Genomic DNA, 20656 nt, shown 5'->3' with positions numbered 1-20656 from the left:
CGCTAACCATGTCAGCCCTCTGGCGCATCAACCTCTGGGTGTGTGCCCTTTTCGCCCTGGTCACCCTGGCCTGTGCAGTCCTGTTGTTGCACCAGGCCACGGCCGATGTGAAACGCGAGCTGCAATCGGCCGAGTCGGTGGTGCATTACCTGCGCGAAACCGCCGAGCGCGATCCGGCCAGTCTCCAGCCGCGGTTGACCGGCAGCCTGCGGCATGTGCGGGTCCGTTGGCTGGCCCCTGGGGAACTGTTCCCGGCGGATGAAGACGGGATGAAGGCCTGGCTTGGCCGCCGGTTACTGGATGACGGCCCTGCGGCCCAGGTGGTGGATTTGCCGGACGGTCGGCGGGCCTGGATTGCCGTCGACCCGCGCGATGAAATCGACGAGATTCTCGATTCCTTGGTGCAACTGTTGTACGTCTGCGCCCTGGCGCTGTTGCTCAGCCTGTTGGTGATTCGCTGGGGGGTACGCCGGGGCATGCGTTTGCTCGATGAGTTGCTGCATGCGTTGCGTCAGGTGTCAGCGGGGAACCTGCAGGTGCGCCTGGGCACTGAGGGTATCCCGGAGGCGCAGCATCTGGCGGGGCATTTCAATCGCATGACCGCCGCCCTGGCCGAGGCCCAGGCCGATAACGCCCGGCTTACCCAGGCTTTGCTGGCCGTGCAGGAGCAGGAGCGCACCCAGCTGGCCCAGACCCTGCACGACGACCTGGGCCAATACGTGGCCGGTATTCGGGCCCGCGCCTGCCTGCTGCGGCTGGTGATGGATCAACCCCTGGCGCTGGAGCAGACCGTCAGCCAGCTCGAAGAGCATTGCGAGCATTTGCAATTGGGTTTCCGGGCGCTGGTGCATGACTTGTACCCCGTGGTGTTGCAGCACCTGCCGTTGTGCGAGGCCATCAGGCTATTGGCCGGGCAATGGCAGGCCAACCAGGGTATCGCCTGTCAGGTGTGGATCGACAAAACGCTGCCGCCCTTGTCCGGGCCGGACAAGACCCATTTGTATCGTTTGTTGCAGGAAGCGTTGACCAACATTGCCCGGCATGCCGGCGCCACGCAGGTGCGGATTCGCCTGCAACACCGCGCCGGGCGCCTGCGGTTGCTGGTGCGCGACAACGGTTGCGGAGCGACGCAACCATCGCGCGCCGGTGTTGGCTTGCACTCGATGTCCGAGCGGGCGCGCAGCCTGGGCGGTGAGCTGCGCATCGTCAGCCAGCCTGGCGCCGGTTGGGCGCTGGCCTTGAATATTGCCTTGGAGGCGTGATGAACATTTTGTTGGTGGACGACCATGCGGTGGTTCGGCAGGGCTATGCCAGCCTTTTGCGGGTGTTGATGCCGGACCTGCAGGTCCGCGAAGCAGCCACCGGCGAGGAGGCGTTGAGCCAGGTCCAGGAGCAGGTGCCGCATCTGGTGATCATGGACTTCGGCCTGCCCGGTATCAGTGGCTTGGAAACCACCCGCCGGCTACGCCAGCGCTTGCCACAACTGCGGGTGTTGTTCTTCAGCATGCACGATGAATTGCCCTTGGTGCGCCAGGCATTGGACGCCGGTGCCGCGGGCTACCTGACCAAGAATTCGGCACCCCAGGTGCTGGTGGAAGCGGTACGCCGGGTGCTGGCCGGGCATGTCTACATCGAGCAATCCCTGGCCACGCAACTGGCCTGCACCAGCTCGCGCCAGGATGTCGACCCGCGCCTGCAATGCATGACCCAACGTGAGTTGGAGATTTTCGTCATGCTCGCCAAGGGCACCCCCGCCCGCACCATTGCCGAACAGCTGTGCATCAGCGCCAAGACCGTGTCCAACCACCTGACGCTGCTCAAGAGCAAGTTGCAGGTCAGTTCCCATGCCGAGTTGGTGCATCTGGGGATCGATATGGGGGTGGTGCGGGTGGCTGGCTGAAATGATCAGAGCCGAACGCGGAGCGTCCGTTGAGGCATTCCCACGCGGAGCGTAGGAGCGATCAGGTCTTCACTGATCCCAAGACGTCGGGCACCCGGTACAGCCTTGCATATTGGCATCCTGGAAATTCCCGTAATGCTGGCGAGAACCGCTCAGGTTGGCCTGTTCCAGGTTGCTTTCACCAAGCTTGGCTTCCTGCAGGTTGGCGTCGCGCAGGTCGGCGCCCTTGAGGTCGGCCTTGCTCAGCCAGGCCATTTCCAGGTCCGCCGCCTGCAGGTTCGCCTCGTGCAAGCGGGCGCCGGACAAGCGGGCGAATTGCAGGTAGGCCGCCGTCAGGTCGGCACGCTGGAATTGCGCGCCCTGGGCGAACAGGCCCCAGCCCTGGATCGCCTTGAGTGTGGCGCCGCTGAAGTCCGCCAGGCGCAGGTTGCTTTGTTGCAGGCTGGCACGGGTCAGGTTGGCGCCCTGTAGCTGGGCTTTCTCAAGATTGGCCAGGTCCAGTCGCGCGTGCCGCAGATCGGCGTCGCGCAGATCGGCACCGCTGAGGTTCATCTTGCGCAGGTCCTGGTTCGCCAGTTTTGCACCGCGAAGGTTGGCGCCGGGGCATTGGCTGGATTCGGCGATGAGGCAGCCGTTGATCGTCAGGGGGGTGTCAGGGTCGTCGGCATGGGCAAGGGCGCCGATGAACAGAAGCAGCAATGGCAATGATTTCATGGCAGGAACTCGGGCAAGTGTGGGAGCGGGCTTGCTCGCGAAGACGTAGGCACAGTCAAAATCCCTATCAACTGAACCACCGCTTTCGCGAGCAAGCCCGCTCCCACAGGGGATTGTGGTGAGGGTCAGGTTATTTCTGCGCCGTCGCCTTATCCCAGCTCGGAATCTTGAACACCCAGAACGACCCACCCTGGGCCACCGGCTTGGTCAGTTCGGCCATGTCGCCGCCCCACAACGGTACGGCGCCACCGTAGCCGACGGTCACGCCGATGAATTGCTCGCCGTCCTGCTCCCACGTGATGGGCGGGGAGACGATGCCGCTGCCGGTCTGGAATTTCCACAGTTCCTGGCCGGTCTTGGCGTCGAAGGCCTTGAAGAAGCCGTCGCCGGTGCCGGTGAACACCAGGTTGCCCTTGGTCGCCAGCACACCAGCCCACAGTGGCAGAGGTTCCTTGTGTTCCCAGACCACCTTGCCGGTGGTGGGGTTCATCGCCCGCAGGCTGCCGACGTGATCGTCGTACATGCGCTTGATGCGAAAGCCCATGCCCAGGTAGGCCGAGCCTTTCTTGTAGTTCACTTCCTCGGTCCAGTATTCCTCTTTCCACTGGTTGCCGGGGACGTAGAACAGGCCGGTGTCCTGGCTGTAGGCCATGGGGTTCCAGTTCTTGCCACCGAGGAAGGGCGGCGAGACTTCCACCGGCTTGCCCTTGGTTTCACCCGGTAATGGCTTGGCCGGACGCTGGCCGGGATTCTCCACTGGGCGACCGGTCTTGAGGTCGATGTGGCTGGCCCAGGTGATGTTGTCGACGAACGGGAAGGCGTTCTGCAGCTTGCCGTTGTTGCGGTCCACCACGTAGAAGAAACCGTTGCGGTCGGCGTGGGCGGTGGCCTTGACCACCTTGCCGTCCTTATCCTTGTAGTCGAACAGCACCAGCTCGTTGTTGCCGGAGAAGTCCCAGGCGTCGTTGGGCGTGTGTTGGTAGAACCACTTCACTTCGCCAGTGCTTGGGTCGACCCCGACCTGGCCGGAGGTATAGAGGCTGTCGAAGTCGTGAGGGTTGCCGTCCTTGGCCGTGCGCGCCCAGGTGTTCCACGGGCCGGGGTTGCCCGCGCCGACGATGATGGTGTTGGTCTCGGCGTCGAAACTGGCACTCTGCCAAGGTGCGCCGCCGCCGTGGCTCCAGGCTTCGACCTTGCCGGTTTCAGTGGTCTTGTCGTCGGGCCAGGAGGGCGCCTTGACGTCGCCGGTCGGCGTGCTGTCCTTGCCGTTGAGGCGGCCCATGTGGCCTTCGACAAACGGGCGCATCCAGACTTCGTCGCCGGTGTCCGGGTCGCGGGCGAACAGTTGCCCGACCACACCGAACTCGTCGCCGGAACTGCCATGGATCAGCAGGACCTTGCCACTGGTCTTGTCCTTGATCAGCACCGGGGCGCCGGTCATGGTGTAGCCGCCGGCGTGGTCGCCGAACTTCTTGTTCCACACCACTTTGCCGGTGTTTTTATCCAGGGCGACGACTCGCGCGTCCAGGGTGCCGAAGTAGATCTTGTCGCCGTAGATGGCCGCGCCGCGGTTGACCACGTCGCAGCACGGGCGAATGTTGTCCGGCAGCCGGTGGTTGTAGGTCCACAGGCGCTTGCCGGTCTTGGCGTCGAGGGCGAATACCCGCGAGTACGAGCCGGTGACGTACACCACGCCGTCGCTGACGATGGCCTGGGACTCCTGGCCGCGCTGCTTCTCGTCGCCGAATGAGTAGGACCAGGCCGGGGTCAGCTTGAACACGTTCTTGTCGTTGACCTGGGCCAGCGGGCTCCAGCGCTGGGCGTTGGTGCCCATGCCGTATTGCAGCACGTCCTTGGTGGTCAGGTGGTCGTTGGCGATGTCTTCCCAGGTGACGGCAGCGTGCGCCGAGGGACTCGACGACAGACTGCCGGCCAGCAGCAAGGCAACGGTCAGGGAGGAGAGGGCGGGTAGCGTTTTTATTCTCATGGTGGCAGTTCCCAGTGAAAGGTTTTGGCCTGACTAGGGTGAGTCGCGCCACGACGTTGCCGATACGGAAAAAGTCCCGCCCTTGCCGGGAAGACTTCCCGAACCGCCTGTCTTTACGACCTGCGTCGGATGGCTTGCTACCAAGGAACTAGACCCCGGCCACCAAAGCAGCATTCGGCTGGGGCAAGGGGGTTCCTAAGATGACGGCACGGCTTCTTCACAGAGGTCTTGCGTGCAATCCAGAGGGCATAACAATGACAACAAAACGCAACGCCATCATCGCTACCGCATTACTGATGGGGCTGACCGGCGCAGGCTCCGCATGGGCCCATGGCAACGTAGTGCCCCAGGCAGTGGAAACCAAGGGTCTGACCCCGATCAAGGACACCGGTGTCGCACTGGACGGTGACGGCTGGGCCACGGTGAACCCTTATCGCGCCTCACCTGAACACGACCGGGCACTGGAAATCGGCTCATCGGCCTACAACCAGAACTGCGCGGCCTGCCATGGCCTGGAAGCCAAATCGGGCGGCATCGCCCCGGACCTGCGCATGCTCGACGCCGCCGACGCCGGTGATGAGTGGTTTGTCGAGCGCGTACGTCACGGTGCGGTGCGCGACGGCCGGGTCTACATGCCAAAAATGGCCGACTACCTGAGCCAGGAAGCCTTGTGGGCGGTGCGCACCTATCTCGACAGCGTGCACGTCGAGGAGTGATCGCCATGCGCCTGTTCGCGTGGGTAATGTGCAGCCTGCTCCTGTGGGGCCAGGCGGTGCAGGCGCAGGTGCGCAGCTACGACCAGATGATCGCGGCCGGTGAGTTGAAGGTCGCGGTCTACAAGGACTTCGCGCCCTACAGTTTCGAAGACCACGGCCAACCCAGGGGCGTGGACGTGGAACTGGCCCAGGCCCTGGCCAAGGCGCTTGGCGTGCGCCTGCAACTGATGTGGGCACCGCCGGGCGAAAAACTCGATGACGATCTGCGCGATTACATCTGGCGCAGCAGTCCGCTGCACGATCGACAACTCGCCGACCTGATGATGCGTGTCCCGTACGATCATGACTACGTGCAAAGGCGCAACGACATCGGCGAACTGGCAAACGCCCAGGTGGTGATGTTCGGCCCTTATCAGCAGGAATGCTGGCAGGTGGCATTTGACCGCCGCCGACTGGATTCGGTGGGCAGTGTCGCGGTGTTCCAGCAGCACCCCATTGGCGTTGAAGTCGACAGCGTGCCGTCGTTCTACCTGACGTCGGTGTTCAACGGCATGCTCAGCGCCAAGACCCACCATTACCCCGGTGTCAGCCAGGCCTTCAAGGCCATGCAGGCCGGGGAGGTGGACGCTGTCATGGCCATGCGCGGTGAGGTCGATTGGCAAGTGCACGAGGCGGCCGATCCGCAACTGGCGCTGGCGGAGAATGCCTACCCGAACATGGGCAAGCAACGTTGGGAAATCGGCATGGCGGTGCATGAAAGCAACCGTCAGCTGGCCTATGCGGTGGAAGAGGCGCTGGAAGGCTTGATCCGCGACGGCAGCGTCAAGACCGTCTATGCCCATTACGGCCTGCGTTACGAAGTGCCGGAGATGTATCAATAGGAGCGCCGGGATGAAATGGGTCATGTGGTGCCTGCTGTGGTGCGGCCTGCCAATGACCGCCTGGGCGGCGGTCGAGCCAGGGAAGGACCCGGTGCCATCGGTGATGTGGGCCTTTTATCACAAGCAATTGCTGGGGGACGCGCCGTTCGTGTTCGATGACCGGGTGCGCCTGCTGGCGCCACCCTTTGCCGAAGACGCCCGCCAGGTGCCACTGGAAATAGATGCCCGGGCCTTCACCGGCGACGTCGTGCGGGTGCTGGCCTGGGCCGAACTGAACCCGTTGCCGAAAATCGTCGACTTCCAACCGGGGGAGCGAGTGCTGCCCTGGCTGTCGATCCGCATTCGCATCGAGCAAGCCACGCCGTTGCGCGCCGCCGTGCAGACCCGCGATGGCTTGTGGCACGTCGGCTCGACGCTGATCGACGCGGCCGGTGGCGGCTGCACCGCGCCCAGCGTGGTGCGCACCCAGCCAGGTTGGGAGGAACACTTGGGCGAGGTACTGGGCGCCCGCTATCCCCGGGGCGATTCGAGCCGCCTGCGCCTGCAGGTGGCTCATCCGATGGATAACGGCCTGGTGAGCGGCATCCCGGAATTTTTCCTCAACCAGGCGCAACTGCTGGACGCCGACGGCCAGGTGCTGGCGCGCCTGGAGCTGTTCCCGGCGGTCAGCGAAAACCCCAACCTGGGCTTCGACATCCGAGGCCCGGGCCAGACCCGCCTGCTGCTGCGCGACAACAGCGGCAATACGTTCGAGGCGGCGATCCCCTGACCACAAGGAGCGCGCCATGCGCTGGTTGTTGCTGATGTTCCTGAGCCTGTGCTGGCCGACGTGGGCCGGGACGGGCTACGCACTCAAGCCCCGGCAGATCGCCGAAGGCACCTGGCTGCTGGAAGGCAGCACCGAGAATTTTGCCAAGGCCAACGGCGGCAACATCGTCAACACCGCGTTCATCGTTACCGATGCCGGCGTGGTGGTGATCGATACCGGGCCGTCGAAGCGCTACGGCGAGGCACTGCGCCAGGCCATTGCCGCGACCACCGACAAACCGGTGATCCAGGTCCTGCTGACCCATCACCACCCCGACCATGTATTGGGCAACCAAGCCTTCAGCGACGTGCCCATTGGCGCCTTGGCGGGCACCACCGACCTGCTGCGGCAACAGGGTGATGCGCTGGCCGAAAACATGTACCGGCTGGTGGGCGACTGGATGCGCGGCACCGAGGTGGTGCTGCCGACTCGAGAGCTGGCTGCGGGGTCGCTGAGGGTGGGTGACCATTCGTTGCGCTTGCTGCAACTGGCCGGGCACACCGGGGCCGACCTGGCGATCCTCGACGAAACCACCGGCGTGCTGTTTGCCGGCGACCTGGTGTTTTACGAGCGCGCCCTGACCACCCCCAACAGCCCGGGACTCGAGGTCTGGCTCCGGGACCTGGACACCTTGCAGGCCCTGCCCTGGAAGCAGATCGTGCCCGGCCACGGCCCGGTCGCGACCGACGCCCGGCCCTTTGCACAGATGCGCGACTACCTGGGCTGGCTCGACCAACTGATGCGCGATGGCGCGGCGCGGGGCGACGACATGGCCGAGATGATCCGCAGCCCCATCCCCGAGCGCTTTGCCGGGATCAGCCTGAGTCGCTATGAGTTGATTCGCAGCGTCAGTCATCTCTATCCGCGCTATGAGCGGGCGGGGATGAAGCGGGTGGATGCCCACGACCCTGACTGAACGCACTCCTCCATGTGTACCAAGGAACTAGAAAACTCAACACAGCGGGCAATTGTTGGCAACGGCTCCGAGCCCAAGAATCTGTGGCAGACCGGGAAAAATTCCCGGGTATAACAATAACCGCAGAGGTAGCCGTCATGAGTCATCCCGCACGTCGCCAACCCTTCGCCGTGAGCCTGCTGCTCAGTGCCATGCTGCTGTCCGGTTCGGCCCTTGCAGCCGTGACCGATCAGGAAATTCTCCAGGACCCGAAAAACCCGCAACAGATCGTGACCAACGGCCTGGGTGTCCAGGGCCAGCGCTACAGCCCGCTCGATACCCTCAATGTCGATAACGTCAAGGACCTGCGACCGGTCTGGGCGTTCTCCTTCGGCGGTGAAAAGCAGCGTGGCCAGCAAGCCCAGCCGATGATCAAGGACGGGGTGATGTACCTCACCGGTTCCTACTCTCGGGTATTCGCAGTGGATGCGCGCACCGGCAAGAAGCTGTGGCAATACGATGCGCGCCTGCCCGATGACATCCGTCCTTGCTGCGACGTGATCAACCGTGGCGTAGCGTTGTACGGCGACCTGGTGTTCTTCGGCACCCTCGACGCCAAGCTGGTGGCCTTGAACAAGGACACCGGCAAAGTGGTGTGGAGCAAGAAGGTGGCCGACCACAAGGAAGGCTACTCCATCAGCGCCGCGCCGCTGGTCATCAACGGCAAGCTGATCACCGGCGTGGCCGGGGGCGAGTTCGGCGTGGTGGGCCAGATCAGCGCCTACGACCCGAAGAACGGTGACCTGCTGTGGACCCGCCCAACCGTGGAAGGCCACATGGGCTACGTCTACAAGGACGGCAAAGCCATCGAGAATGGTATTTCCGGCGGCGAGGCGGGCAAGACCTGGCCGGGTGATCTCTGGAGAACCGGCGGTGCCGCGCCTTGGCTGGGCGGCTACTACGACCCGGAAACCAACCTGTTGCTGTTCGGCACCGGCAACCCGGCGCCCTGGAACTCCCACCTGCGTCCTGGCGACAACCTCTATTCGTCGTCGCGCCTGGCCCTGAACCCGGACGATGGCAGCATCAAATGGCACTTCCAGAGCACGCCTCACGACGGCTGGGATTATGACGGCGTCAATGAACTGATCTCGTTCAACTACAAGGAAGGCGGCAAGGACATCAAGGCGGCGGCGACCGCGGACCGTAACGGCTTCTTCTACGTGCTCGACCGCACCAACGGCAAGTTCATCCGCGGCTTCCCGTTTGTCGACAAGATCACCTGGGCCACTGGCCTGGACAAGGATGGGCGGCCGATCTACAACGAGGCCAGCCGTCCGGGCGCGCCGGGCAGCGAAGCCAAAGGCAGTTCGGTGTTTGTCGCACCGGCCTTCCTCGGCGCGAAAAACTGGATGCCGATGGCGTATAACCAGGACACCGGGCTGTTCTACGTGCCGTCCAACGAGTGGGGCATGGACATCTGGAACGAAGGCATCGCCTACAAGAAAGGCGCGGCGTTCCTCGGAGCCGGTTTCACCATCAAGCCGCTGAACGAGGATTACATCGGCGTGCTGCGGGCCATCGACCCCAAGACCGGCAAGGAAGTCTGGCGCCACAAGAACTACGCGCCGCTGTGGGGCGGGGTCCTGACCACCAAGGGCAACCTGGTGTTCACCGGTACGCCTGAAGGGTTCCTGCAGGCATTCAACGCCAAGACCGGGGAAAAGGTCTGGGAATTCCAGACCGGCTCCGGCGTGCTCGGCTCGCCCATCACCTGGGAAATGGACGGCGAGCAATACGTCTCCGTGGTCTCCGGCTGGGGCGGCGCGGTGCCGCTGTGGGGCGGTGAGGTGGCCAAACGCGTGAAGGACTTCAACCAGGGCGGCATGCTCTGGACCTTCAAGTTGCCGAAGGACTTGGTGGTCAAGCGCTGAGCCAACTCTGGCAAATGCAGAACCTGTGGAAAATGTAGCACCTGTGGGAGCGAGCTTGCTCGCGATAGCGGTCGATCAGTCACCCTCCATGCTGGATGTGCCGACCTTATCGCGAGCAAGCTCGCTCCCACAAAAAAGCCCGGGTCAACCTCAGATCGCGGCAAAATCTACGACCAAATAACGAGAGTCCCCCCTGCCAACGACGCATTCGTCCGGCAGGCGGGGCTCTCTACCATCGGCCTATCGCCTGTCCTGTGACAGGCATCGACCAGGCAGAGGCCCCATCATGATCTATGCACAACCCGGAACCCCAGGCGCCGTCGTTTCCTTCAAGCCGCGCTATGGCAACTTCATCGGCGGCGAATTCGTCGCGCCGGTCAACGGCGAATACTTCACGAACACGTCCCCGGTCAATGGCGAAGTCATTGCCGAATTCCCACGCTCCAGCGCCGCCGACATCGACAAGGCCCTGGATGCCGCCCATGCCGCAGCCGATGCCTGGGGCAAGACCTCGGTGCAGGACCGTTCCCTGGTGCTGTTGAAAATCGCCGACCGTATCGAGCAGAACCTGGAAATCCTCGCCGTCAGCGAAACCTGGGACAACGGCAAGGCCGTGCGCGAAACCCTCAATGCCGACGTGCCGCTGGCGGCCGACCATTTCCGTTATTTCGCCGGCTGCATCCGCGCCCAAGAGGGTGGGGCGGCCGAGATCAACGAACTGACCACGGCCTATCATTTCCACGAGCCGCTGGGCGTGGTCGGGCAGATCATCCCGTGGAACTTCCCGCTGCTGATGGCCGCCTGGAAACTCGCCCCGGCCCTGGCTGCCGGTAACTGCGTCGTGCTCAAGCCGGCTGAACAGACGCCGCTGTCGATCATGGTCTTCATCGAGCTGGTCGCTGACCTGCTGCCGCCAGGGGTGTTGAACATCGTCCATGGTTTCGGTCGCGAAGCCGGTGAAGCCCTGGCCACCAGCAAGCGCATCGCCAAGATCGCCTTCACCGGTTCCACCCCGGTGGGCTCGCACATCATGAAATGCGCCGCCGAGAACATCATCCCGTCCACCGTGGAACTGGGTGGCAAGTCGCCGAACATCTTCTTCGAAGACATCATGCAGGCCGAGCCGGCCTTCATCGAGAAAGCCGCCGAAGGCCTGGTGCTGGCGTTCTTCAACCAGGGCGAAGTCTGCACCTGCCCGTCCCGGGCGCTGGTGCAGGAGTCGATCTACGAATCGTTCATGGCCGTAGTCATGAAGAAGATCGCCAAGATCAAGCGCGGCGACCCGCTGGACACCGAGACCATGGTTGGCGCCCAGGCCTCCGAGCAGCAGTACGACAAGATCCTCTCGTACCTTGAAATTGCCCAGCAAGAGGGCGCCGAGCTGCTCACCGGCGGTGCTGCCGAGCGACTCGAGGGGGATCTGTCGAGCGGCTATTACATCCAGCCGACCCTGCTCAAGGGCCACAACAAAATGCGTGTGTTCCAGGAAGAAATCTTCGGCCCGGTAGTGGGTGTGACCACCTTCAAGGACGAAGCCGAAGCCCTGGCCATTGCCAACGACACCGAGTTCGGCCTCGGCGCCGGCCTGTGGACTCGCGACATCAACCGCGCCTACCGCATGGGCCGGGCGATCAAGGCCGGTCGCGTGTGGACCAACTGCTACCACCTGTACCCGGCGCACGCCGCGTTCGGTGGCTACAAGAAGTCCGGCGTGGGGCGTGAAACCCACAAAATGATGCTCGACCACTACCAGCAGACCAAGAACCTGCTGGTGAGCTACGACATCAATCCGTTGGGGTTCTTCTAACCCGATAACACAGCACGACACCCTGTGGGAGCGAGCTTGCTGTGGGAGCAAGGCTTGCCCGCGATACAGGCGACTCGGTCTCCGGTCAGGCCGAGGCGACTAATCGCGAGCAAGCTTTGCTCCCACAGTAAGCCTTGCTCTCACAATGGGTTTTGTCGCTCTCCTGAATTGCTACCAACGCACCCCACCCACCGCTTCGAAAGTAGCATTCGAGCCTCGGGCGCGGCGTGCATTAATGACCTTGCCGGAATCGCCCGGTACAAGAAGAGGAAAGACCCATGTGGACTAAACCCGCGTACACCGACCTGCGTATTGGCTTTGAAGTGACGATGTACTTCGCCAACCGATGAGTGCCGGCCCGGCCTGACGCGTTCAGGCCGGGCTCACCATTTGGTCTGATTGCAATCACGGTGGGATGCTTTAGGCTCAGGGTATCCCAATACAATAAGAACAGGCTTACCGATGAGCCACGTACCTGAAAAGATGAGTCTCAGCCCGCTGCGCAAGTTCGTTTCACCTGAAATCATGTTCGGCGCCGGTTGTCGGCACAATGTTGGCAACTATGCCAAGACGTTCGGCGCACGCAAGGTGCTGATCGTCACCGATCCCGGCGTGATCGCTGCCGGGTGGGTGGCCGATGTCGAAGCCAGCCTCCAGGCCCAGGCCATTGATTACTGTCTCTACAGCGCCGTCTCACCCAACCCCCGGGTCGAGGAAGTGATGCTCGGTGCCGACGTGTACCGGGAAAACCATTGCGACGTCATCGTTGCGATTGGCGGCGGCAGCCCGATGGACTGCGGCAAGGCCATCGGCATTGTCGTCGCCCATGGTCGCAGCATCCTCGAATTCGAGGGTGTCGACATGCTGAACATGCCCAGCCCGCCCTTGATCTTGATTCCCACCACTGCCGGCACCTCGGCCGATGTGTCGCAGTTCGTGATCATTTCCAACCAGCAAGAACGCATGAAGTTTTCCATCGTCAGCAAGGCGGCGGTACCGGACGTGTCGCTGATCGACCCGGAAACCACCCTGAGCATGGACCCGTTCCTGTCGGCCTGTACCGGCATCGACGCCCTGGTTCACGCCATCGAGGCGTTTGTGTCCACCGGTCATGGCCCGTTGACCGACCCCCATGCGCTGGAAGCGATGCGCCTGATCAACGGCAACCTGGTGCAGATGATCGCCAACCCGGCGGACATCGCCCTGCGGGAAAAAATCATGCTGGGCAGCATGCAGGCCGGGCTGGCATTCTCCAACGCAATCCTCGGCGCGGTGCACGCGATGTCCCACAGCCTGGGCGGCTTCCTCGATTTGCCCCATGGCTTGTGCAACGCGGTGCTGGTGGAGCACGTGGTGGCGTTCAACTACAACTCGGCGCCGGACCGTTTCAAGGTGATTGCCGAGACGCTGGGCATCGACTGCCGGGGGCTCAACCACCGCCAGATCCGAACTCGGCTGGTGGAACACCTGATTGCCCTCAAGCACACCATCGGTTTCCACGAGACCCTGGGCCTGCACGGTGTGAGCACCTCGGACATTCCGTTCCTGTCGCAGCATGCGATGCACGACCCGTGCATCCTCACCAATCCTCGGGAGTCGAGCCAACGGGATGTCGAGGTCGTTTATGGCGAAGCCCTCTGACGAGCAGCAGAAAGCCCTGGAAGGGCTGCTGGGGCTGGGCAATCACTCGACGCGCAAGAGCCACTACCCAGAACTGGCGGCGCGTCTGGATGAGCTGGAGTTGGCCCGGCAATACTTGCAACAGCTCAACAACCAGTTGGAGCAGCGGGTGTCCGAGCGCACCGATGCGCTGCTGGAGGCCAACCGTAACCTGCAACAACAGATCGCCCAGCGCGAGCTGATTGAGCAGCAGTTGCGCGACGCGCGCGACGCCGCACAGGCGGCCAACCGCAGCAAAGATAAATACCTGGCAGCGGCCAGTCACGACTTGTTGCAACCGCTCAACGCCGCCCGCCTGTTGATTTCCACGTTGCGCGAACGCCAACTGCCCACCGCCGAACATGTGCTGGTTGAGCGTACCCACCAGGCCCTGGAAGGCGCGGAAGATCTGCTCACAGACCTGCTGGACATTTCCCGTTTGGACCAGGCGGAGGTCAGGCCCGACCTGGCTCCGTATCGACTGGATGAGTTACTGGCGCCGCTGGTGTCGGAATTCCAATCGGTGGCAGGCGCTGTCGGGCTGGAGCTGCGGGTGCGGTTTGGCGATGAAGCCGTGCTGACTGACCTGCGATTGATGACCCGCATTCTGCGCAACCTGCTCAGCAACGCCTGCCGCTACACCGACAAGGGCGGTGTTCTCTTGGCTGCACGGCGTCGGGGCGAGCGGTTGAGCCTGGAAGTCTGGGACACCGGTCGCGGCATTGCCGCCGACTGCTTGGAGTCGATATTCCTGGAGTTCAATCAACTGGACGTCGGGCGGGCGGCGGACCGCAAAGGCGTGGGCCTGGGGCTGGCGATTGTCGAACGTATCGCCCGTATCCTTGGCTACCGGGTCCAAGTGCGTTCCCGTCCGGGGCGTGGCTCGGTGTTCAGCATCGAGGTGCCACTGTCAGCCGAAAAACCGCTGCCCATTGCTCAAATGCCCATACAGGCGGTCGCCGGCAACCCGCTGCCGGGGCGGCGTTTGTTGGTGATCGACAATGAACTGAGCATCTTGCAAAGCATGGCGGCGTTGTTGGGGCAGTGGGGCTGCGAAGTCCTGACCGCCACCGACGAAGCGGGCGCCCTTGATGTGCTGCAAGGGCGTGCGCCGGAGCTGATCCTGGCGGATTTCCACCTGGATCACGGGGTCGTGGGGTGTGAAGTGGTCAAGCACCTGCGCGAGCATTTCCACCAGGCGATCCCGGCGGTGATCATCACCGCCGACCGCAGCGACCAGTGCCGCCGCGCCTTGCGCAAGCTGGATGCGCCGCTGCTCAACAAGCCGGTCAAGCCTGGCAAGTTGCGGGCGGTGTTGAGTCAGATGCTTGGATAGGTCAATCGGTCCCGAGAGCCAGCAAAATGCCGTCATTTGGTCGGCGTTTTTGCCAGGAATGTAAAAAGACGCTTCGGTCTGTTTATTTCCTTATGTAAACTCCCCCCCGCTGCGACAATCGGGCACGGCCACGTCTGGCCCGATGAACACCGTTTGCAGCGTCCCTCACCCCAGCTGAAGCCAAGACCTACAAGAAGTCAGCGCCGGAGAGACATAAACGAGAGGCCGACGTATTGCTCGGCCCTGTAGGTCCATCCTCCGGTCCTTCTCGATAGCCGCCCTGCTGGCGTTGCCGGCCATGGACGTGGTCTATCCTTGATCAGGACAGGTGGACGGAATGGCGTTCATCCTAGGGATACACACATGTTGAAGAAAACACACACGGCGCTACTGGGCCTGGCGATGGCGATGGGTCTTGCGACCACGCACGCCGCCGAGCCAAAAAAAGTGGATGTCTTGCTCATTGGTGGGGGCATCATGAGCTCGACACTCGGCGTCTGGCTCAATGAGCTGGAGCCGGGCTGGACCATGGAAATGGTCGAGCGCCTGGACGGTGTTGCCGAAGAGAGCTCCAACGGCTGGAACAATGCCGGTACCGGTCACTCTGCGCTGGCCGAGCTGAACTACACGCCGGAAGACAAGAACGGCAAGGTCGATATCTCCAAGGCCATCGAAATCAACGAAGCCTTCCAGATTTCCCGTCAGTTCTGGTCCTGGCAGGTCAAGAACGGCGTGTTGAAGAACCCGCGTTCGTTCATCAACTCCACGCCGCACATGAGCTTTTTGTGGGGCGACGAGAACATCGCGTTCCTGAAGAAGCGCTACGAAGCCCTCCAGGCCAGCCCGTTGTTCGCCGGCATGCAGTATTCCGAAGATCGCGAGCAGATCAGCAAGTGGGTGCCGCTGATGATGCAAGGGCGTGACCCGAGCCAGAAAGTCGCGGCCACCTGGAGTCCACTGGGCACCGACGTGAATTTCGGCGAAATCACACGCCAATTCGCGGCTTATCTGCAAACCAAGCCGAACTTCTCCCTCAAGCTGTCCAGCGAAGTGGAAGACATCACCCGCAACGAAGACGGCACCTGGCGCGTTTCGTACAAGAACCTGAAAGACGGTACCGAAACCGAGACCGACGCCAAGTTCGTGTTCATCGGCGCAGGCGGTGGTGCCCTGCACCTGCTGCAGAAGTCCGACATCCCGGAAGCGCGTGAATACGCAGGTTTCCCGGTGGGTGGTTCGTTCCTGGTCACCGAAAACCCGACCGTCGCCCAACTGCACCTGGCCAAGGCCTACGGCAAGGCTTCGGTGGGCGCACCGCCGATGTCGGTTCCGCATCTGGACACCCGCGTGCTTGATGGCAAGCGCGTGATCCTGTTTGGCCCGTTCGCAACCTTCTCCACCAAGTTCCTGAAGAACGGTTCGTACTTCGACCTGCTGACCAGCACCACCACTCACAACGTGTGGCCGATGACCAAGGTTGGTATCGAACAGTACCCACTGGTCGAGTACCTGGCCGGTCAACTGATGCTGTCGGATGAAGATCGCTTCAACGCCCTGAAAGAGTACTTCCCGGAGGCCAAGCAGGAAGACTGGCGCCTGTGGCAGGCTGGCCAGCGCGTGCAGATCATCAAGCGTGACGAAGAGAAGGGCGGCGTGCTGAAACTCGGCACCGAAGTGGTCGCGTCCCAGGACGGCAGCATCGCCGGCCTGCTGGGTGCCTCGCCAGGCGCCTCGACTGCCGCACCGATCATGCTGACCGTGCTTGAGAAGGTCTTCAAGGACAAGGTCGCCAGCCCGGCCTGGCAGGAAAAACTGCACCAGATCGTGCCGAGCTACGGCACCAAGCTCAACGATAGCCCTGAGCGTGTAGCCCAGGAATGGGCTTACACCAGCGACGTCCTGCAACTGGACCCGCCACCGGCAATCGGCAAGCCAGGCGCCACCGCGGCACCGGCCAAGCCGGCGGCTCCCCGTGAGGCCAACCCAGCGGCTGACATGGCGCTGTAAGCCGGACGCTGTCTGGTGAGGTACAAGAACGCTGCGCATTGAGCGTAATGCTGTTCACTTAAGGATACGGCGCTTTTTCCGAGGTAGGGGAAGGCGCCGTTTTCTTTTGGATTGGATTGGGTACATATCCGTTGTTGCGGTAACGGCGGCTTAGGGTTCCGCCCTTACGGCGGGTCACTTTTGAGAAGCCCGGAAGCCGGCCCAGTCAAAAGTAACCAAAACGCTTCAGCCCCACCACTTGGCACCTCGCCTAGGCTCGGTGTGCCCTCACTCCGGCATTGCTCCGTGGGCCCGCCGCGAAGGGCCATCCATGGCCCAGCGCGGCTATCCCGGCATCCATGCCGGGATGCCCACTCCACAATGCCTGCGTTCGGCCATCGTGGTTAACGGGGCGCCCGAGATCAACGTCCTCCCCGAGGCGGCCTAACAGCCGACCTGGTTCTGGGTGATCGCGTTTCTCCTGTGGGAACTTCTCCTGTGGGAGCGAGCTTGCTCGCGATTGCAATTCATCATTCAATTCAAATATTGACTGACACACTGCTATCGCGAGCAAGATCGCTCCCACAATAAGATCGGGTACGGCCGGAGAGATAGGCCGGCTGCCAGGCCGCCTCGCGAGCAAGCTTTGCTCCCACGGAGCAATGCCGGAGTGAGGGCACACCGAGCCTAGGCGAGGTGCCAAGTGGTGGGGCTGAAGCGTTTTGGTTACTTTTGACTGGGCCGGCTTCCGGGCTTTTCGAAAGTGACCCGCCGTCAGGGCGGAACCCTAAGCCGCCACGACCGCAACAACGGATATACACACCGCCCCCAAGGACAATCGCCTCCAAACGCTTGAGGCAGCAGTGCCTGGCCCTCATCAAACGCATCCGTCAGCACCGCATTCACCGCCTGCTCAAACCTGTACCGCTCCAGTCATCACGGCGAAGCCGAGCATCACCAGGCTGACGCCCCAGGCCCAGAAGAACGTATAGGCGATGTGCTTGCGAAGCTCTACGCCGGACAACGCCAGCGCGAGGTACACGCTGGGCACCACCGGGCTGATGGAGAATCCAGTGTTCTCACCGATCAGCATGGCCCGGGCCACGGCCTCGAGGGGGACACCCGCGGCAGCGGCCACGTCCCTGATCACCGGCAGCAGGGCGAAATAGTAGGCGTCCGGTGAGAAGATCATCCCCAGGGGGACGCCGAAGAAACCGACGATCACATGCAGGTATTGGGCAGAACCGGCTGGCATGATATCGATCAGTGCCAATGCCATGCCGTCGGACATCTTCGCGCCGGAGAGCACGCCCAACAGGACGGCGGCGGCCATCATCACCAGGACCATTTGCAGCGCATCGGCCGCATGGGCCTTGAGGCGTTCGGCCTGGGCGTCCAGGGACGGGAAGTTCAAGGGCAGGGCGATGCCCAATCCCACCATGAAACACGCATACAAGGGAAAAATGCCGGTGAACAGGCACGCCAGGATCCCACCGGTCAGCGCCACGTTCAGCCAGTAACGCAGCTCCCGGGGGGAGAGGGCGAATTCACGGTCCTGGGGTTGCAGGCTGTCCATGTCACAGGTTGCAGCCGCTCCCAGCGACATCGGTTGGCGACGCTGGGCGCGCAAGCCCAACACTGTCGCGACAACGAGCATGCACGTCAGGCCCACCATCTGCACCGGCAGCAAGCCTAGCCACAGTTGGGTGGCATCCAGCCCCGACACTGCGGCAGCGCGTGCGGTCGTTCCGCCCCAAGGGACCATATTGATCACGCCGGCCGTGGTGCCAACCAGGCACAGCAACATCGCCGGGCTCATGTTCAGGCGCTTATACAAGGGCAGCAGGGCCGGGATGGTCAGCAAGAACGTGGCGGCGCCGACGCCGTCGAGATGGACCACTGACGTCACCAAAACCGTCACCAGTGCCACGGCCAGCGGCTTGCCGCCTGTGCTGCGGATCAGCAGGTTGACCAATGGATCGAACAAGCCCCGGTCACGCATGATGCCGAAAAACAGGATGGCAAACAGAAACAGTGCTGCGGTCGGGGCCACCGTGATCAGGCCGGCCTTGATGAATTCGCCGATCTGGCCGAGATTGAAGCCGGCCAGCAGGCAAACGATCACGGGAAGGGTAGTGAACGCCACCACCGGACTGATCCTGCGCAGCAATATCAATCCGATGATGGCGAGCATCATCAGGAAACCCAGGGTTGTAATCATGTTGCAGCCTCTCTTTTTTATTGTTGTCGAAGGTTCGCGGGCGGTGAGTCGATCAGCCTTGCGGTCCGGGCAGGCGCAAGGCCAGAAGCAGGTAACTCAGGCTCTTGCCATGGCGATCCAGACCGCAACTGCGATTCACACCGCCCTCCAGGGCGTCCTCGAGCACGAAATTCAGTGCATTCAGGTTCGGCAGTTCATAGCGATGCACCTTGGAGGGTTGTCGCGTCGCGAATTGCTCGGCCACTCGGGCGCAGGTCAATTCCCGTAGCAGCCACGGATAGTGGGCCGGATCGTGGGGAAACAGGGCGATGCTGAGAATGTTGCCCTTGTCGCCAGCACGGGCATGGGCATAGTCGGCGAGGGTGACCAGGTTCATCAGTACCACTCCAGGGTTGTATGGATTTCATCTCGCGGCAGCAGGAAACTGCGGGTGGTAACGGTCTCGGCGAGGTGTCGCCGGACGCCACCGCCGCCCGCCGGCCCGTTGGTGTAGAGCGACTCGACCTCTGCCAGCAGGGCCTCCACCAGCCGTCGGTCGGTGTGAGTCAGGCCGATGCGCACGCGCACATCCTCCAGAGCGGGCGCCTGGGCCAGTTGCTGTTGCAGATATCGACCGCCCTGGTCGTTGAAGAGGCTGGCGACCCCGGACAGGTCGATCCAGGGCTGGACCCCGGGTGCCAACTGGTCGAAGCGCTGCAGCAGGATTTCCCGCGCCAGCGCGGCACGCGCCACGGCGCCGGGGCCCGCGTAGGATATTTCCGCCTCGCCGAACCAGAGGCCGCGCACACCCGCCAGACCCTTGAGCGTGTCGGGACGCGGGTGACCCAGCAGGCCACTGATTTCAACACGGTCATCACCCAAGTCCTGTACACGGGCCTGGCCCAGGTCCAGCACCACGTCCGGCGTCAGATAGCGTCGAGGGTCGTGTACTTCGTAAAGGAGTTGTTCCTTGACGGTCTGTTCGCTGACCCGTCCGCCGCAGTTGCGGGTTTTGCCGATGATCAGGCGGCCATCCTGATGGATCTCAGCAATGGGGCAGCCGAGATTGGCCGGGTCCGGAACGTCTTTCATCCCAGGATGAGCAAAATAGCCGCCGGTGACCTGGGTGCAGCACTCCAGCAGATGGCCTGCGGTGGTGGCGACGGCCATTTTCTGCCAATCGTCAGCCGACCAACCCAACCCATGGCGGATCGCCCCCACGGCCAGCGACGGATCCGCGACCCGGCCACACAGCACGATGCCAGCGCCCTCGGCCAACGCCTGGGCGATACCGTCGGCTCCGGTATAGACGTTCACCGACACGGGGTGCTCCAAGGGCTCCGAGGACAGCCACCGTTCGTAACGGGGCGGTGTTTCTTCCAACAGGTCATCACCCAGCACACAGGCGATTTTCAGTGCAGGGAAGCGGCCCGCCAGCGTCTGGCGCAACCGTTGCGCGGCCGCCCTGGGATTGGCGGCGCCGCCATTGGTGATGATCGGGATGCCGGCCTCGATGCACACGTCCAGCATGGGCTCGAGGAAATCGAACAGACGCGCGGAGTATCCCGCCTGCGGGTCCAGGCGCTTGCGTAGCTGCGCCTCGGCCAGGGTCCGTTCAGCCAGCAGTTCCAGCATGATGTAGCGCTTGCCGCTGCGTTGTGCCAGGTCCTGTGCCAGGCGCAGGGCGGCGTCGGGTCGATCATTGGCGAAACCGGCACCGCAGCCGACGAGAATTGTTTTTGTCATGTCGCTTTCCACTGAGGGGTGGCCCCATAGTGGAGAGACTGGATTATTCTGTGAATTTTAAAGATAGAATCAATTGATTCATTAATT

17 protein-coding genes are annotated in these 20656 nt (G+C 62.8%); 12 read left to right on the top strand and 5 right to left on the bottom strand.

Annotated elements, in window-relative coordinates:
* Positions 1-8 precede the first annotated feature (8 nt).
* Positions 9-1262, top strand: coding sequence for a HAMP domain-containing sensor histidine kinase (locus F7R20_RS25785; RefSeq protein ID WP_003201439.1), 1254 nt, complete (start codon positions 9-11; stop codon positions 1260-1262).
* Entirely contained in the window at positions 1262-1900 is a 639-nt protein-coding gene (locus tag F7R20_RS25780; protein ID WP_013693254.1) for a response regulator, read from the top strand. Before F7R20_RS25785 ends, F7R20_RS25780 begins: the two co-directional genes overlap by 1 nt.
* 69 nt (positions 1901-1969) lie before the next feature.
* Here F7R20_RS25780 and F7R20_RS25775 read toward each other — a convergent pair whose 3' ends face one another.
* The gene (locus tag F7R20_RS25775; RefSeq protein WP_003201442.1) at positions 1970-2614 is read right to left on the bottom strand and encodes a pentapeptide repeat-containing protein; all 645 of its coding nucleotides are present in this window, start codon (positions 2612-2614) and stop codon (positions 1970-1972) included.
* A 130-nt stretch (positions 2615-2744) separates the two neighbouring features.
* Entirely contained in the window at positions 2745-4601 is a 1857-nt protein-coding gene (exaA, locus tag F7R20_RS25770; RefSeq protein ID WP_003201444.1) for a quinoprotein ethanol dehydrogenase, read from the bottom strand.
* A gap of 254 nt (positions 4602-4855) precedes the next feature.
* Here exaA and pedF point away from each other — a divergent pair, with 254 nt between their 5' ends.
* The 10 genes from pedF to mqo all read left to right on the top strand — a co-directional run bounded on the left by pedF (position 4856) and on the right by mqo (position 16644).
* Positions 4856-5317 carry a cytochrome c-550 PedF gene (pedF, locus tag F7R20_RS25765; protein WP_003201446.1) on the top strand — a complete coding sequence of 154 codons (462 nt, stop codon included), beginning with the start codon at positions 4856-4858 and terminating at the stop codon, positions 5315-5317.
* Positions 5318-5322: 5 nt separating this feature from the next.
* Positions 5323-6198: a substrate-binding periplasmic protein gene (locus tag F7R20_RS25760; RefSeq protein ID WP_003201448.1), complete on the top strand. Its 876-nt coding sequence runs from the start codon at positions 5323-5325 to the stop codon at positions 6196-6198.
* Between the two features lie 10 nt (positions 6199-6208).
* A complete protein-coding gene (locus tag F7R20_RS25755) occupies positions 6209-6967 on the top strand; it encodes a quinoprotein dehydrogenase-associated SoxYZ-like carrier (protein ID WP_003201450.1) in 759 nt (252 codons plus the stop codon).
* A gap of 16 nt (positions 6968-6983) precedes the next feature.
* Positions 6984-7922, top strand: a complete 939-nt coding sequence (locus F7R20_RS25750) for a quinoprotein relay system zinc metallohydrolase 1 (protein ID WP_003201452.1) — start codon at positions 6984-6986, stop codon at positions 7920-7922.
* Positions 7923-8059: 137 nt separating this feature from the next.
* Entirely contained in the window at positions 8060-9835 is a 1776-nt protein-coding gene (locus tag F7R20_RS25745; RefSeq protein ID WP_081352552.1) for a PQQ-dependent methanol/ethanol family dehydrogenase, read from the top strand.
* Positions 9836-10121: 286 nt separating this feature from the next.
* Positions 10122-11642: an acetaldehyde dehydrogenase ExaC gene (exaC, locus tag F7R20_RS25740; RefSeq protein ID WP_003201456.1), complete on the top strand. Its 1521-nt coding sequence runs from the start codon at positions 10122-10124 to the stop codon at positions 11640-11642.
* 278 nt (positions 11643-11920) lie between these two features.
* Positions 11921-11992, top strand: a complete 72-nt coding sequence (gene pqqA / locus F7R20_RS25735; RefSeq protein ID WP_003243383.1) for a pyrroloquinoline quinone precursor peptide PqqA — start codon at positions 11921-11923, stop codon at positions 11990-11992.
* A gap of 133 nt (positions 11993-12125) precedes the next feature.
* Entirely contained in the window at positions 12126-13283 is a 1158-nt protein-coding gene (gene ercA, locus F7R20_RS25730; RefSeq protein WP_087945363.1) for an alcohol dehydrogenase-like regulatory protein ErcA, read from the top strand.
* Positions 13267-14637, top strand: a complete 1371-nt coding sequence (locus F7R20_RS25725; protein WP_003201459.1) for a hybrid sensor histidine kinase/response regulator — start codon at positions 13267-13269, stop codon at positions 14635-14637. The genes ercA and F7R20_RS25725 overlap by 17 nt, the downstream gene beginning before the upstream one ends.
* A gap of 363 nt (positions 14638-15000) precedes the next feature.
* Positions 15001-16644 carry a malate dehydrogenase (quinone) gene (mqo, locus tag F7R20_RS25720; protein WP_003201461.1) on the top strand — a complete coding sequence of 548 codons (1644 nt, stop codon included), beginning with the start codon at positions 15001-15003 and terminating at the stop codon, positions 16642-16644.
* Between the two features lie 892 nt (positions 16645-17536).
* On the opposite strand, the gene F7R20_RS25715 is transcribed toward mqo, so the two are convergent.
* The 3 genes from F7R20_RS25715 to F7R20_RS25705 are packed head-to-tail and all read right to left on the bottom strand — an operon-like array spanning position 17537 to position 20569.
* Complete coding sequence (locus tag F7R20_RS25715; RefSeq protein WP_003201465.1) at positions 17537-18844, bottom strand: CitMHS family transporter; 1308 nt, start codon at positions 18842-18844, stop codon at positions 17537-17539.
* A gap of 52 nt (positions 18845-18896) precedes the next feature.
* The gene (locus F7R20_RS25710; RefSeq protein ID WP_003201468.1) at positions 18897-19220 is read right to left on the bottom strand and encodes an AtuA-related protein; all 324 of its coding nucleotides are present in this window, start codon (positions 19218-19220) and stop codon (positions 18897-18899) included.
* Positions 19220-20569, bottom strand: coding sequence for an acyclic terpene utilization AtuA family protein (locus F7R20_RS25705; RefSeq protein WP_003201470.1), 1350 nt, complete (start codon positions 20567-20569; stop codon positions 19220-19222). Before F7R20_RS25705 ends, F7R20_RS25710 begins: the two co-directional genes overlap by 1 nt.
* Positions 20570-20656 lie beyond the last annotated feature (87 nt).

Origin of the sequence: Pseudomonas brassicacearum subsp. brassicacearum (genome assembly GCF_008801605.1) — a bacterium.
Lineage (GTDB): Bacteria > Pseudomonadota > Gammaproteobacteria > Pseudomonadales > Pseudomonadaceae > Aquipseudomonas > Aquipseudomonas brassicacearum.
This window is presented reverse-complemented; position numbering and strand designations above follow the sequence as displayed.

Coding starts and splice junctions, on each gene's coding strand:
- F7R20_RS25775 (WP_003201442.1), bottom strand. CDS start 2,614: ATGAAATCATTGCCATTGCTGCTTCTGTTCATCGGCGCCCTTGCCCAT.
- mqo (WP_003201461.1), top strand. CDS start 15,001: ATGTTGAAGAAAACACACACGGCGCTACTGGGCCTGGCGATGGCGATG.
- F7R20_RS25750 (WP_003201452.1), top strand. CDS start 6,984: ATGCGCTGGTTGTTGCTGATGTTCCTGAGCCTGTGCTGGCCGACGTGG.
- F7R20_RS25745 (WP_081352552.1), top strand. CDS start 8,060: ATGAGTCATCCCGCACGTCGCCAACCCTTCGCCGTGAGCCTGCTGCTC.
- F7R20_RS25710 (WP_003201468.1), bottom strand. CDS start 19,220: ATGAACCTGGTCACCCTCGCCGACTATGCCCATGCCCGTGCTGGCGAC.
- exaC (WP_003201456.1), top strand. CDS start 10,122: ATGATCTATGCACAACCCGGAACCCCAGGCGCCGTCGTTTCCTTCAAG.
- pedF (WP_003201446.1), top strand. CDS start 4,856: ATGACAACAAAACGCAACGCCATCATCGCTACCGCATTACTGATGGGG.
- F7R20_RS25760 (WP_003201448.1), top strand. CDS start 5,323: ATGCGCCTGTTCGCGTGGGTAATGTGCAGCCTGCTCCTGTGGGGCCAG.
- exaA (WP_003201444.1), bottom strand. CDS start 4,601: ATGAGAATAAAAACGCTACCCGCCCTCTCCTCCCTGACCGTTGCCTTG.
- ercA (WP_087945363.1), top strand. CDS start 12,126: ATGAGTCTCAGCCCGCTGCGCAAGTTCGTTTCACCTGAAATCATGTTC.
- F7R20_RS25715 (WP_003201465.1), bottom strand. CDS start 18,844: ATGATTACAACCCTGGGTTTCCTGATGATGCTCGCCATCATCGGATTG.
- F7R20_RS25725 (WP_003201459.1), top strand. CDS start 13,267: ATGGCGAAGCCCTCTGACGAGCAGCAGAAAGCCCTGGAAGGGCTGCTG.
- F7R20_RS25785 (WP_003201439.1), top strand. CDS start 9: ATGTCAGCCCTCTGGCGCATCAACCTCTGGGTGTGTGCCCTTTTCGCC.
- F7R20_RS25755 (WP_003201450.1), top strand. CDS start 6,209: ATGAAATGGGTCATGTGGTGCCTGCTGTGGTGCGGCCTGCCAATGACC.
- F7R20_RS25705 (WP_003201470.1), bottom strand. CDS start 20,569: ATGACAAAAACAATTCTCGTCGGCTGCGGTGCCGGTTTCGCCAATGAT.
- F7R20_RS25780 (WP_013693254.1), top strand. CDS start 1,262: ATGAACATTTTGTTGGTGGACGACCATGCGGTGGTTCGGCAGGGCTAT.